Source organism: Citrobacter sp. EC_71 (assembly GCF_019584005.1).
GTDB classification, from domain to species: domain Bacteria; phylum Pseudomonadota; class Gammaproteobacteria; order Enterobacterales; family Enterobacteriaceae; genus Citrobacter; species Citrobacter werkmanii.
In genome coordinates, this window is the sequence record NZ_VDAY01000026.1 from 1 (window position 1) to 12,878 (window position 12,878).

The following is a 12,878-nucleotide window of genomic DNA, read 5'->3' on the forward strand; positions in this document are numbered from 1 at the left end:
GTTACGCACCACCCCGTCAGTAGCTGAACAGGAGGGACAGCTGATAGAAACAGAAGCCACTGGAGCACCTCAAAAACACCATCATACACTAAATCAGTAAGTTGGCAGCATCACCTGGCAGCTGAAAGTATGAATAATAACGCCCTGACAGGATATTTTATTGCACCCTGTCAAAAGTCATACATTCTTTCCCGGTTTTTGCTTGTAAGCGTCGTCTGAGTACCGTCTGGTCCCGAATCCAGGATCCTGTAACTTAAGCACCCACTTATTTTGCAGGTGGACACCTCATGCGCGCTAAAGAAAGACTTCCCCGGAAACACTATTCCCCTGAATTCAAAATGGAACTGGTCAGGCTGGCTCTTGAAGAAGAAGGCAGTATTGCCGCACTGGCCCGGAAACATGACGTCAATGATAACCTGCTCTTTAAATGGATAAGGCTCTGGCAGCGTGAAGGGCGGGTCTGTCGGCCCCGAAAAAACTCATCGTCGCTTCCTGCCCTGATACCCGTGCAGCTTCAGGCGGGCTCTTCTCTCCCAACCTTCGAACTACCATCCTGCTCTCCTCCCGCTACCTGCCACATAAAATGTCGGGGAGGAGAAATAACACTGACTCATCCCTCTGCTGAACTCATGAGCACTGTCCTGCGCGAACTGATGCGGGGGCCGGTATGATAAATCTTCCCGCAGGCACAAAAATCTGGCTGGTTGCCGGTATCACCGATATGCGCAACGGCTTCAATGGCCTCGCCGCAAAGGTGCAGACCGCGCTGAAAGATGACCCGATGTCCGGCCACGTCTTCATCTTCCGGGGACGCAGCGGCAGTCAGGTAAAACTGCTCTGGTCCACCGGCGATGGTCTGTGCCTGCTGACAAAGCGACTGGAACGTGGTCGCTTCGCCTGGCCCTCAGCCCGCGATGGCAAAGTGTTCCTGACGCCGGCGCAACTGGCGATGCTGATGGAAGGTATCGACTGGCGACAGCCAAAGCGGTTACTGACATCCCTGACCATGTTGTAGCGCTCTTTATCCTGGTTGTCGCAGAATAAGCCTGGTAAAATACAGGCTTATGAACGATACCTCTTCTGACGACATCCTTCTGCTGAAACAGCGCCTGGCCGAACAGGAAGCGTTGATCCACGCCCTGCAGGAAAAGCTGAGCAACCGGGAACGCGAAATAGACCATCTGCAGGCGCAACTGGATAAGCTGCGCCGGATGAACTTCGGCAGTCGTTCCGAAAAGGTATCCCGCCGTATCGCGCAAATGGAAGCTGACCTGAACCTGCTGCAGCAGGAAAGCGATACGCTGACCGGCCGGGTGGATGACCCGGCAGTGCAGCGCCCGCTGCGTCAGACCCGCACCCGCAAACCGTTCCCTGAGTCACTCCCACGGGATGAGAAGCGGCTGCTGCCGACTGAGCCGTGTTGCCCGGAGTGCGGTGGTTCGCTGAGTTACCTGGGTGAGGATGCCGCCGAACAGCTGGAGCTGATGCGCAGCGCCTTCCGGGTTATCCGGACAGTCCGTGAAAAGCATGCCTGCCGTCGGTGCGATCGCATCGTTCAGGCCCCGGCTCCTTCGCGCCCCATCGAACGGGGGATCGCCGGACCGGGGCTGCTGGCCCGAGTGCTGACCTCAAAGTATGCAGAGCACACACCGCTGTATCGCCAGTCGGAGATCTATGCCCGCCAGGGTGTAGTGTTGAGTCGTTCTGTACTGTCGGGCTGGGTGGATGCGTGTTGTCGTCTGCTGGCACCGCTGGATGAAGCCCTTCAGCACTATGTCCTGACCGACGGCAAACTCCATGCTGACGATACGCCTGTCCCGGTGCTGTTGCCGGGCAATAAGAAGACGAAGACCGGGCGCTTATGGACGTACGTTCGAGACGACCGCAACGCCGGATCAGCGCTGGCCCCCGCAGTGTGGTTCGCTTACAGCCCGGACAGAAAAGGTATCCACCCTCAGACCCATCTTGCAGGCTTCAGTGGCGTACTGCAGGCTGATGCCTACGCCGGGTTCAACGAGCTCTACCGCGACGGCCATATAAAGGAAGCCGCGTGCTGGGCCCATGCCCGCCGAAAAATCCACGATGTTCACGTCCGTACCCCGTCAGTCCTGACGGAGGAGGCGCTGAAACGGATCGGCGAGCTGTATGCCATCGAGTCGGAGATCAGAGGTAAAAGAGCAGAGGAACGGCAGGCAGTCCGGCACCAAAAAGTGCTGCCGCTGCTGGCGTCACTGGAGGGGTGGCTGCGGGAGAAACAGAAAACCCTCTCAAGGCACTCAGAACTGGCGAAGGCGTTCGGGTATGCGCTGAACCAGTGGCCGGCGCTGATCCGCTATGCAGAAGATGGCTGGGTGGAGGTGGATAATAACATTGCCGAAAACGCCCTACGACGGGTCAGTCTGGGGAGAAAAAACTGGCTGTTCTTCGGCTCGGATCATGGTGGTGAGCGCGGTGCGTCACTGTACAGTCTTATCGGGACGTGCAAATTAAACGGCGTGGATCCGGAACGCTATCTGCATTATGTACTTGATGTCATCGCCGACTGGCCTGTGAACCGGGTGGGTGCTCTGCTCCCGTGGCGGGTTACTCTGCCTGCCTGACCAGCTTCACTTCGTCAATACGGTTCTCACTGCACGCTTACGGCCTGTCTAAGGAGGCTGTGGAAACAATACAAGCATGACCATGCAATTCCCTCTTCTTCAACGGTGACAACCAGTGTTTATCAGTTCGCAATTTGCGAGGAAACAGGAAATATCGTTTCGTTCGCCTATCGCTCAGTCCATGATTTCGAATCAGAGCAATTACAATACGGAACAGGAGTAAAACCTGAGTGCCAAATCTTGGATGGGGATTTGTTGCAGACAATTCCTGTAATGATGAATGAACAAAGGGCTATACAGGCGACATACCCACACCCGGAACGGATCCATATTGGCGGTGAGATGATTGCGCATTATCTGACATCATCTATGTATCAATGCTTTAAGATTGGGGAATTTGAGGATTTCAGAACTCAGGGAGAGTATATATTGAGCAGGATTTAGGCAAAACGCGGTTCAGATAAAGTGCTTTTAACAGGCTTGCTGAACATTAAAAGGATATCTCTCAATTACGATGAATAGCTTGAATTCTAAAAATAGAAAAGTAGAGTTTAACTCTAAATACATAAAAACAAGAGTAAGGTAACAGCCAAATCGTGAACCACAGGCGCTTTTTGCTTTTTCAGAACCCGTCCAGACACATTCGCCCGTAGCCTCTTTGTAGAGCTCAGCAGTTTCATTATTGTTAGGCAGGTAACTGGGTAACGCAAAACGAGCCTCATCCCCGGACGATAGCAGGAATTCCCATACGTTCCCCTGATGCCAGTGACGGATCGGATAGAGCTCACCGCCCTCTTTTGTCTGTTTAACGTCTTCAGCGCTCCCGCCTTTTTTTTCGATGTTCATGGCACGGGTTGTGCTCTCTGCATCACGGGAACCCAGCAGCAGACAAACGCGCTGACGAACGGCTTTAGGCAGTCCTCGCATGTACTCGGCACGGGCCCGACGTGCAGGATCGACCTTCAAGTCGATCGAGCACTGTCTGGCGGAACTATTTGAAAATGTTGGCAATCCTCGCCCTGAAAGGATGCGGCCAGTCCACCCAGATGTCAGTCCAGGCTTACCAATTACAATGCTCAGCGGTAACTGGTGCTTTTCAACGAATGCCTCAAGTTCGGCGAGTTTTGTGTCTGCCAGCCAGCGGACGGCTGGATTCTCGATGCCCGTGTCGGTGTGGATCACATAGTGATGCTGGCTGATGTTTGTGCCATTGCGGGTAGCCCTTACCAGCGCCATCAGGAAGAGGTGCAGAACGCACTCAGAGTCCTTTCCTGATGAATACGCCAGGCTCATAGTCCAGCCGTCAGTAAGCGCTTTATAAATGGCGTTTGTGCCGGTGGTGATAAGATTGGCCATGCTCGTGCCAGTGCTGGCATCGACATAATTCAGGTCTTCGTCATTAGCCAGTGTTTGCCAAACCGTATCCCATTTATCCCCGGTAAGGATTGGGGCAAGGGTCGGTTCTGATGTGCCAAAGTCGATTACCTGTTGCATGGTTCACCTGTTTATTTATTCGTTTTGTATATTTATTTAAACACGGGCGTACCAGCTGACGAATAAGGCCAGCGGTATTATTTAATGATTTATTTAGTAATCGGGGATGGAAATAATTGATCAAGACAACTCATTGGTTTGCCAATGGCATTTGTGAGCTTTAGAATTTCTCCCGGCGTAACTGCCTTAAGCATTTCAGAGCGCCCTTCACGGATATATTCATCTACAGACATATTCCGCCATCCTGCTTTTGGTCGATTACTGCAACCTTGCCAGTTTGAATCAGCATTATCCCGACGAAGAACATATACATCGATAGAGCGAGTTAACCCTGCACCGAACGCAGCCTGAGCAGTAATTTTCACTTCAGATCCATCCTTGCGTTTAATGACCTGCGATATACGCGTGATTAACTCTTCAGGTGCGGATGCGTTGTTCTGAGTTTCATTTGTCATAAAACACCTCGTGAATATTGTCCGGTTTGTTTACTTATTAAATCACGAGGCATTCGGGTGACGAAGTGATGTTCAGAAAGATACTTTTCTTTGCTGGAGCAGGCTTAACCGTTGGTTGTCTGGATGCTACCATTCATAAGAAATGACGGTTAGCGTATCACTCACCTGTTCTTTGGTGATCTTTGGTTTTACCGGTTCGGGTAAAATTGTAATCGAAATTTGAATAGTTGCCGTTGCCTGTTGCTTTTTATCACCACTATTTCCCTCATCCTGTGCCAGTGCATTCCATGAAACAACGAATAATAAAGCTGAGAGTATCGTTTTCATTTTACACCTATATAAAAGATTGCTGTCCGTAGAACCATTATCTATCGGGCCAATCAGCTGGCGAAATTAAACAGTCGAAAACCTTTAATTAAATATCAGGATAAGGTCAGTAGCTTTTATGGTCAGTCGTCATCATGATACTCAGGGCCACCATAATTATCAAATCGAGACCATTGACCATTAAATGTGAGACGTACTGTCCCTATAGGCCCGTTGCGCTGTTTACCTATGATAATTTCGGCTATACCTTTCATATCGCTATTTTCGTGATAGACCTCATCACGGTAAATAAACATGATCAGGTCAGCATCCTGCTCAATGGAGCCTGACTCTCGCAAATCTGAGTTTACCGGACGTTTATCGGCACGTTGTTCAAGCGAGCGGTTTAGTTGCGATAAAGCGATTACCGGTACATTCAGCTCTTTTGCCAGTGCTTTCAGAGATCGGGAGATTTCAGCAATTTCCAGAGTTCTGTTGTCAGATAACGACGGTACACGCATCAACTGAAGGTAGTCGATCATAATGAGGCTAAGCCCACCGTGTTCGCGGGACAATCGACGCGCCCGGGAGCGAACGTCCATAGGTGTTAGGCCAGAGCTGTCATCAATGTAAATGTTCTTTTTTTCCAGCAGCAGTCCCATTGTGCCGGATAACCGGGCCCAGTCCTCGTCATCGAGCTGTCCGGTTCGGATGCTGGTCTGGTTGACGCGTGATAGCGATGCCAGTGAGCGCATCATGAGCTGTTCCGTAGGCATTTCCAGGCTGAAAATCATGACGGGCTTATCGTTTGTCAGCGATACATTCTCGCAGATGTTCATTGCAAACGTAGTTTTCCCCATTGAGGGTCTGGCAGCGATAATAATCAAATCCGAGGGCTGTAGACCGGCTGTCTTCTTGTTCACGTCCACGTAGCCGGTATCAACTCCAGTGACCCCGTCATGGGGACGCTGGAACAAGGCTTCAATCTTGGTAACGGTTCTGTCCAGAATGCTGCTGATATTTTCCGGCCCACCGCTTTTATTTCCCCTTTGCTCTGCAATCTGGAAAATCCGGCTTTCTGCAAGATCAAGCAATTCGTCACTTGTCCTACCTTCCGGGTTGTAACCGGCCTCGGTTATTTCGTTGGCAACTTTTATCATTTCCCTGATTACGGCACGTTCCCTGACGATCTGCGCGTAGGCAATTATATTTGCCGCACTGGGCGTATTTTTTGACAGTTCTGCCAGATAGGCGAAACCGCCGAGACTATCCAGCTTACCTTCTCCCTCGTTTTCGATGTGCTCAGCGAGGGTTATCAAATCAATCGGGAATTGATTCGCAACGAGCGATCTCATTGCAGAGAAAATTGAGCGATGCGGTCGAGAACTAAAATCCTGCTCACTAACGATTTCTGCCACATCATCCCATCTCTGGTTTTCAAGCATTAACCCGCCCAGCACGGACTGTTCCGCTTCTATCGATTGCGGAGGGGTTTTTAAGCTGTATTCAGCTGTTTGCTTTGTCTCACCTGTTTCGGTAAACGAGATGTCCACCATAGTCATAAGTGGCCTCAGAGGTTCTGGAATAGCTTTTGTTTTTGTAATTGTCGTGCGCATTCCGATACCAACTCCGGGTAACTGGATGCTATTGCCTTTAGAATTGCTTCAGAGAGCTCATTCGCTTCATCAGAGCGGCCCACCAGCCTCAGCTCGGCTACTGTACCGGGGTCGCAGTTTGTCAGGTTGGCGCGGGCGTAATTGACTTTCAGCCGCGCCAGAAATTCCACCCCGGGCTTGCGCTTCACCGCGTGGACAGAAAGTGTTTTTCGGCAAAATCGACCAGCTGTACGGCGTTCGTGATGCTCCAGAGCTTTTGCTTCCAGCTCCTGCCCGGCGATAACGGTCACATAGAGGCTACTAATCAACGCCGATACATTCATGCAGCAATCCCCCGCTTATTAGCCAGCGCAACGGTATCCAGAAGTACGAAGTCATCAAGCAGGTTCAGTCCTGCGGGCGTCTTCTGATCACGCCATAGCGCATCCAGTACATCGGTGTCTGGCATTCCCGTTGGGATTAGGCTTAGAAGTTCGGATAACGTATCTACCTGTAGCATGTGGCAGATAGAAGCCAGCATTATTCCCTCTGACGCTTTATCCATAAGACCACCGATCAGAATCTGAATTTCCGGGGTCATAACAAAATGCTCATAATTGGATTTATTGAATCGGCACTGAATGAGTTTATAACCCTTGAACTCAGTAATTAACTCCTGAAGGAATACATGCAGCATATCTGGTTTTGTTTTTCTAATAGCCGCTACCTGCATTGCAATTTTTAAAATGCCATCATCAACTCTTTCGTGCGGGCATCCTGCGGAGGAATAAATACTTTTTGCCTTTTCGAGCCAATTTTGCAGCTCGATATAATTAGTCTGAATATTCAACGCGACCCCCATTGCTATCCAAAAAAGTCTATAACCCTGATATTTTAATGCGCTCCTGTCTATCATCGAAAAATTTAAGACAGCAAAATGCGGCCATTTATATGTGCAAAAATATGAGCCGGTTTATCCGGCCCATCAGAATGAAAAGGAATTTTATGCAGGTCTGTTAAAGACCTGCTGGGAGGTTAGTACACCGGGTGCAGCTGAGTCTCTTCAGTTTCACCATTCTGCTGGTTAGCGCCATCGGTATCGGCATCAGTCGCATCGTCAGCACCGCCGTTGTTTTCAGCACTATCACCGTCGTTGTCACCATTAGCTTCAGCATCTTCTGCCTGTTTTGCTGATTCCAGTTCAGCCAGGGTAGCCATCAGAGTACGGGCCATTTCAGGAGTCAGGCGTAAGACGACTTCTTCCGGCACGGTTTCCGTAATTTCGATCTGATTTTCATGCTCACCTTCCGGCTGCGGCGGGATCTGGTCGCGCAGCTGGCTCAGGGTTGGCAACAGGCTGTCGAAGGTTTTACGGATAACTTTCGGTTTCAGGCCAGTCTTTTTCTTGGAACTCACGAATTTGGCAGTGACGCGGGTTTTCCCAGCTCCTTCTGCCTTTTTCAGGGATTCCATCAGGACTTCATACGGGTCGCGGTCAGTACCCTGACATTCGTTAATAACGTCAACGGCAACGTCACCAGATACCTTATCTTCTTTCACCAGCATCTTGATGCTGAAGTCAGCGTTTGCCAGCACGATACTGCGGCGAACGGTGACCAGAGAGACACCCAGACGCTGAGCAATCGACTCAATGGTGTGACCCCAGCCAATCAGGCGCTTGAAGCCTTCAGCGCGTTCCACCATCTTCAACTGAAGGGAGTTGGCGCTCTCGATCATGTTGTAGACTTCTTCGTCCTTGCCGCCTTCAAATTCCTCGACGGTGATTTTCTGGAAGCTCGCGCCCTCAGCAATCGCCATCATCAGGCCAGCAAAACGGTGGTGGCCATCAATGATTTTCAGGCGGGTTACGCCTTCCACTACTACTGGTTTAACGCGGATGACAGGCACTGACTGAGGACGTTCCAGATAAGCGTGTTTGAACATTACCGCACGGTCATAATTTACGTCGCGGAGGTTCAGTCCCTCTTCCACAAACAACCAGTACGGGCTCACCGCAAAGACGTTGTTACGCCCGATATCGGCTTCTTCGAACTGTTCCGTATTGCCGCTTTTACGCGCTTTGGTTACGAAATCGCTCAGTGCTCGGAGTGATGATGGCGCTTTGTCTAAGCTGCGCATCAGTACCGCAGCGCCTTCCAGATTTTCCAGGGTACGGCTTTGTTCGAAGATAGCTTTAACGTCGGTGTTCATGGTGTTTCTCCGCTTTAGTTATTGTGTCGCGAGGTTCGTTGCTTGCTGTAAATCCAGTTAAACACACACCAAACAGGTGACGAAGCGTATTTGGGGACAAAATGTCTCTTTTTTTTCGGGTACATAAAAAAGCCCTGTAATCCAGTGATTACAAGGCCTTAGCTCGTAATGATGACATCAAGATGGCGACGTTTTTCGATTTTGACCGCATTTTTCATCAAAATTGTCATCACTTCATTTAGTTTTGAACTCTCCCCTTCCTCATATGAACCCCAAGGTAGGAATGGAGTAGGACTATTGATATTGAATGCAACGCCCGTAGGGCATCGCCATGCAGTTGGCTTCTTTGAGTCAGGTTCCCATTTCACCAGGAGTATTGGCGCGTTACAGTCGATGTCATCGATGGCTGGTATAGCCTCATATAAAAACACTCCCGCATCATCCCCACTGAAGAAAGCTAGATGCTTATACGCGCTGGCAAAAGAGACTACGCCCGCGAAAAGGCCCACAACGATGAGGTTAAGGTTCGATGTTTTGTGACGGATACGTTTTTGCTTCAGGCGAACCATTGTCAGGGCTGACAAGAAGATAGCCACCAGCCCCCCGGCTCCTGCGAACCAAACGGAATTGATTTGCAGGAAGGAAATCAAATCACGATGCTCTCTCTGGTTTTCTTCAAGCATCAACGACACAAAAGTTGTTGTTACTGGCATTGATATCAGGAATATCGTGATCATCACTATTGCAAAAGTCTGTATGGAATAGCGGTCTCTATTTTCCTCTATAACAGAATTAAAGGATAACAGATAAACAAATGTAAATAATAAAATGGAAAGAAGGTACATTGGTTATGCCTTTTTTTGGGTTATCGCTGAATTCTTTTATTTAATTCTGTTCTGAAAAATGCATACAAGAACTGCCACCCATCACCATGAGCCGTTCTGAAATCTTTTTCAGGGAGTACCGGAAAACCAAATTTAAAATTATCTTTTCCAGTGTGGCGCTGGCAAAAGTGCGCAAGCTCATGTGCCACTACGCCTTTGATATGATCCAGTTGATTGATTGAATAAAATGCTCCGATGTCCTTACGCTGCTCTATATGTGCGTACTCATGGTAGCGATAGCGCGGTGTATCACTGTCAGGATAAATGGACGATGGTGAAATAGTGATTGAGCTCCTGCCGCCCCATGAATGTTTGGCACTCCAGTTGACCCGAACTTCAGGCGCAGGGCCGGTGAAACCATATGCCTGTCTATAGAGGTGCAGAAGATACCCTGAATACAGAAAAACAACTTTCTCCGCCGTCATAACGCGAGAAACGCCATAGCGAGCAACTGCCCTATCTCTGGCTGTCAGAACGGGGGTTTTTACCCGTGGGGAGAATAATTTTGTTGGGCTGAATAGCCAGACTTCTGAATCGTCATCAGGCATATCCAGTATCACCTGAATTTCTTCAGGCGACCCAACTCGTTGATGCCACCTTTCAAGATTATCGCCCACTTCATTCAGGCTGATTAAATCATCGGCATTCTCGTAGAATAACCAGATCAGCGTTCCTCGTGGGAGTGCTTTCTCAGCTGTAATATGTGAGAGGATAATTTGACGTGGTGTCATCTTATTCGCCACAGTTCCCGGATGCTTCTATCAGTTTTATTTTTGTTGCTTCTGCCGCCTGCATTTTTTGTTTCATCTTCTCAATGCTAGCGGTCACACGGCGGGCGCACCATTGATACGCTGCCTGACGTGATTCGAAAAACTCATAATCCGCGTGCAGGTAAACTGATGTGCCGTAGGAGACGGACATACGGTAACCCTTCGGCGTTTCATTGATGACTTCCCGTTCTTCTACACAGTTTTCAAACTCAGGGACATAATCCACGAATCGACGACGCAGAATGCAAAACAGCACCTTTATTTGGTTTTCATCAGTCATTTGTTATCCTCGTTATTCTTCTTATTTATCATCAACCTTTCTTAATTGTCGATGCTGAATACGGCGGAGCGGATTTCACGCTTGGCCTGCTGACGGGCGCGGTGTTTGCTTACACGAAGAGATCTATCGTATGCATTGTTTTTACGATAGCCACGCGAGCGGCACAGTGAACAAGTGCAGCCTTCTACTGAATAGAAAATCCCAAACGGTTTCATAAGTATCACCTTTAAGCTTGATAATAATGTTTATCATAGCTGGAGTTATTCAGGTGACGAATAGTTAAGGGGCGCGTTTTGCTTGGGTTTTTACACTATCGTTTATTGAGTCGATGAGGTCGGAAATAGAAAGGAGTTTTCTGCCAAAGAATAGTTTTCGTCTGGCTTCTATTTCGTAGCGGAAGGGTTCAATAATTTCATCTTCATGCATGATTACGAAACGATAGCCGTTATTAAGGAGTTTATGCAGCTTGTTTGTTTTTTTTCTTATGGGACTTAGCTTAAACATTGTTATCAACTTCTCATCATGATCACCTGAATTGTTATAACACAGTTATTTCCGACACGCTGCTGCTTTTGCTGAAGAACTCGGATTGCTTTGGGCTGGGCCAGCAGGTTGTATGCCGGGCGAACCCGGCATCGTTATCACAGGGCTTTTTCTTTTCCCTTTCGTTCTATCCCACGAAACATCGCGCATTTCCGCACAATATCCAGTGTCGGGATGCTACCACTCCCCTGCTCTTTCACGCTCATTCGCAACGTGAGCCGTAGCAACATCTTGATGTCACGTGGTGGAAGTTCTGGGTAAGTGTTTACAAGTGATCTGACCAGTTCATCAGGAATGTTCACGCCAAAGTTCTCACCCATAATCTTCCAGATCTTTTGGGCATCTGATTTCTCCGGCACATCATAGTGAATGATTGCAGCGCATCTTGGTATGATAGCCTCATCGATGTCACTACCCCGGTTGCTTGTCATGAACATCAACCCATCGAAATACTCCAGTGTACGGAGGAACTCCGCAACGATGGCATTTTGAGTCAGTGATGCTCCACGCTGCATGACAAACACATCGGCTTCGTCCAGAAGCAGGACACAGTTCCAGCGTTTAGCCCGGGTCAGAATCGTCCGCAGATTTTTCTCAATGTCATCGGCGTTGGTTCCCAGTGCGCCAGCATGAATTGAGTACAGGGGCCGTTCAATGACCTCTGCATACACTTCAGCAGTTAATGTCTTCCCAAGTCCGGGTGAGCCCACGCACATGATGATGTTACCCGCGCTTTTCCCTTCAACAATATCGCTGGTGAAAGCGCTGATATCCGTGGTCAGTATATCGAGTAAATCACGGTGGTCTTCCGGCAAAACCATCTTTTTTGGCAGTTCTTTATCATACTTGTATGGTTCTACGTTATTGGCATGTATCCAGATAAAGTCTTGCAGCGAGAGATCAAAATAACGCTGCACAGGAATTTCGGGTAAAAGGCCAAACTGGTCATCTTCAAAAAGAGGCGACTCCACTTCTGCACCGTAGGCATCGCACTCACTATCAGGCAAATCGTGTATCAGTTTATGCCCTGCTATTTCCAGATTCCGGTCGCTGTAGCTATACGATTCCATTCTGACAGCCCTGCCGGTTGCTTTAAACTGATTGCCAAATTGCCCGTCGACCACTTCCTTAAACCGCGTTAGTTGTTCCAGGTACTCTTGTTTCAGCTCATGCGTTTCATGGTAGATATCACGGTCGGCCAGTGTCTTAGCGACACTGCGCCGCGCCACCTCATTAGGCTCGAAATTCAGGGCGGTAAGCTGGGTTCCGTAAACCTTTTTGGAGTGCGAATATTCGCCGAACCCATACCAGCTGATTTGTAACAATAGTGATGGGGGACGGTCAGAGTTTTTTTCTGATTTTACTTCTTTTATTGCTGTAACAAGACCGGGGTACAGGTTGCCGTCATGACCGCGTCGGTATATCCAGCCATCAATTCGATTTGACTTCAGATACTGTAGTAACACACGACCGAATGCCGGAAAACTGCTCACAGGCTTATCGAAATCACCTTCCAGTGCAGTGATGATCGATTCAAGAGCTCGTCGATTTTTTGACTCTCCATCACCACGACATGCCTGTAAAAGTTCATTCAGATCATCCCGAGATAAACATAGCGGATCGACGGCAATCTCATCGTCAGAACTACGGTGGCTATAACGATTACGTAAAGCCTCAAATGTTGGGCTTGTGGTAGCTTTTAGTGTTTCTGTTTTTATCGTGAGTGCCATAGCCGTCCTC

15 protein-coding genes are annotated in these 12,878 nt (G+C 49.0%); 3 read left to right on the top strand and 12 right to left on the bottom strand.

Annotation, left to right across the window (positions count from 1 at the left end):
- Positions 1-60, bottom strand: a 60-nt coding sequence (locus FHD02_RS24765; protein WP_001623223.1) for an IS1 family transposase, incomplete at its 3' end; no start/stop codon positions are given.
- A 278-nt stretch (positions 61-338) separates the two neighbouring features.
- On the opposite strand from FHD02_RS24765, the gene FHD02_RS24910 reads away from it, so the two are divergent.
- Genes FHD02_RS24910 through FHD02_RS20900 form a run of 3 tightly spaced genes read left to right on the top strand, consistent with a single transcriptional unit; the run spans position 339 to position 2,600 of the window.
- Entirely contained in the window at positions 339-671 is a 333-nt protein-coding gene (locus tag FHD02_RS24910; protein WP_050586387.1) for a transposase, read from the top strand.
- Positions 668-1,015, top strand: a complete 348-nt coding sequence (gene tnpB / locus FHD02_RS20895) for an IS66 family insertion sequence element accessory protein TnpB (protein ID WP_000609174.1) — start codon at positions 668-670, stop codon at positions 1,013-1,015. The genes FHD02_RS24910 and tnpB overlap by 4 nt, the downstream gene beginning before the upstream one ends.
- A 49-nt stretch (positions 1,016-1,064) precedes the next feature.
- Entirely contained in the window at positions 1,065-2,600 is a 1,536-nt protein-coding gene (locus FHD02_RS20900) for an IS66 family transposase (protein WP_001000409.1), read from the top strand.
- A 471-nt stretch (positions 2,601-3,071) separates the two neighbouring features.
- Here FHD02_RS20900 and FHD02_RS20905 read toward each other — a convergent pair whose 3' ends face one another.
- From FHD02_RS20905 to FHD02_RS20955, 11 genes are all read right to left on the bottom strand, one after another.
- On the bottom strand, positions 3,072-4,094 hold the full coding sequence (locus tag FHD02_RS20905) for a phosphoadenosine phosphosulfate reductase family protein (RefSeq protein WP_233269683.1): 1,023 nt from the start codon (positions 4,092-4,094) through the stop codon (positions 3,072-3,074).
- A gap of 89 nt (positions 4,095-4,183) precedes the next feature.
- Complete coding sequence (locus tag FHD02_RS20910; protein WP_008786579.1) at positions 4,184-4,549, bottom strand: hypothetical protein; 366 nt, start codon at positions 4,547-4,549, stop codon at positions 4,184-4,186.
- Positions 4,550-4,675: 126 nt separating this feature from the next.
- The gene (locus FHD02_RS20915; protein ID WP_007372322.1) at positions 4,676-4,876 is read right to left on the bottom strand and encodes a hypothetical protein; all 201 of its coding nucleotides are present in this window, start codon (positions 4,874-4,876) and stop codon (positions 4,676-4,678) included.
- Between the two features lie 122 nt (positions 4,877-4,998).
- On the bottom strand, positions 4,999-6,411 hold the full coding sequence (gene dnaB, locus FHD02_RS20920; protein ID WP_255597468.1) for a replicative DNA helicase: 1,413 nt from the start codon (positions 6,409-6,411) through the stop codon (positions 4,999-5,001).
- Positions 6,412-6,425: 14 nt separating this feature from the next.
- Positions 6,426-6,794 carry a hypothetical protein gene (locus FHD02_RS20925; protein ID WP_007372320.1) on the bottom strand — a complete coding sequence of 123 codons (369 nt, stop codon included), beginning with the start codon at positions 6,792-6,794 and terminating at the stop codon, positions 6,426-6,428.
- The gene (locus FHD02_RS20930) at positions 6,791-7,300 is read right to left on the bottom strand and encodes a hypothetical protein (RefSeq protein WP_223307977.1); all 510 of its coding nucleotides are present in this window, start codon (positions 7,298-7,300) and stop codon (positions 6,791-6,793) included. The genes FHD02_RS20925 and FHD02_RS20930 overlap by 4 nt, the downstream gene beginning before the upstream one ends.
- Before the next feature lie 185 nt (positions 7,301-7,485).
- Positions 7,486-8,661, bottom strand: a complete 1,176-nt coding sequence (locus tag FHD02_RS20935; RefSeq protein WP_007372318.1) for a ParB/RepB/Spo0J family partition protein — start codon at positions 8,659-8,661, stop codon at positions 7,486-7,488.
- A gap of 158 nt (positions 8,662-8,819) precedes the next feature.
- Positions 8,820-9,506, bottom strand: coding sequence for a hypothetical protein (locus tag FHD02_RS20940; RefSeq protein ID WP_016241554.1), 687 nt, complete (start codon positions 9,504-9,506; stop codon positions 8,820-8,822).
- Between the two features lie 20 nt (positions 9,507-9,526).
- The gene (locus tag FHD02_RS20945) at positions 9,527-10,276 is read right to left on the bottom strand and encodes a hypothetical protein (RefSeq protein ID WP_007372317.1); all 750 of its coding nucleotides are present in this window, start codon (positions 10,274-10,276) and stop codon (positions 9,527-9,529) included.
- A gap of 1 nt (position 10,277) precedes the next feature.
- Complete coding sequence (locus FHD02_RS20950; protein ID WP_007372316.1) at positions 10,278-10,595, bottom strand: hypothetical protein; 318 nt, start codon at positions 10,593-10,595, stop codon at positions 10,278-10,280.
- A gap of 641 nt (positions 10,596-11,236) precedes the next feature.
- Positions 11,237-12,868, bottom strand: a complete 1,632-nt coding sequence (locus FHD02_RS20955) for an ATP-binding protein (RefSeq protein ID WP_008786582.1) — start codon at positions 12,866-12,868, stop codon at positions 11,237-11,239.
- Positions 12,869-12,878: the final 10 nt, after the last annotated feature.

Excerpts from the sequence above, each read along its gene's own strand:
- FHD02_RS24910 (WP_050586387.1), top strand. The coding sequence starts at position 339 with ATGGAACTGGTCAGGCTGGCTCTTGAAGAAGAAGGCAGTATTGCCGCA.
- tnpB (WP_000609174.1), top strand. The coding sequence starts at position 668 with ATGATAAATCTTCCCGCAGGCACAAAAATCTGGCTGGTTGCCGGTATC.
- FHD02_RS20900 (WP_001000409.1), top strand. The coding sequence starts at position 1,065 with ATGAACGATACCTCTTCTGACGACATCCTTCTGCTGAAACAGCGCCTG.
- FHD02_RS20905 (WP_233269683.1), bottom strand. The coding sequence starts at position 4,094 with ATGCAACAGGTAATCGACTTTGGCACATCAGAACCGACCCTTGCCCCA.
- FHD02_RS20910 (WP_008786579.1), bottom strand. The coding sequence starts at position 4,549 with ATGACAAATGAAACTCAGAACAACGCATCCGCACCTGAAGAGTTAATC.
- FHD02_RS20915 (WP_007372322.1), bottom strand. The coding sequence starts at position 4,876 with ATGAAAACGATACTCTCAGCTTTATTATTCGTTGTTTCATGGAATGCA.
- dnaB (WP_255597468.1), bottom strand. The coding sequence starts at position 6,411 with ATGGTGGACATCTCGTTTACCGAAACAGGTGAGACAAAGCAAACAGCT.
- FHD02_RS20925 (WP_007372320.1), bottom strand. The coding sequence starts at position 6,794 with ATGAATGTATCGGCGTTGATTAGTAGCCTCTATGTGACCGTTATCGCC.
- FHD02_RS20935 (WP_007372318.1), bottom strand. The coding sequence starts at position 8,661 with ATGAACACCGACGTTAAAGCTATCTTCGAACAAAGCCGTACCCTGGAA.
- FHD02_RS20940 (WP_016241554.1), bottom strand. The coding sequence starts at position 9,506 with ATGTACCTTCTTTCCATTTTATTATTTACATTTGTTTATCTGTTATCC.
- FHD02_RS20945 (WP_007372317.1), bottom strand. The coding sequence starts at position 10,276 with ATGACACCACGTCAAATTATCCTCTCACATATTACAGCTGAGAAAGCA.
- FHD02_RS20950 (WP_007372316.1), bottom strand. The coding sequence starts at position 10,595 with ATGACTGATGAAAACCAAATAAAGGTGCTGTTTTGCATTCTGCGTCGT.
- FHD02_RS20955 (WP_008786582.1), bottom strand. The coding sequence starts at position 12,868 with ATGGCACTCACGATAAAAACAGAAACACTAAAAGCTACCACAAGCCCA.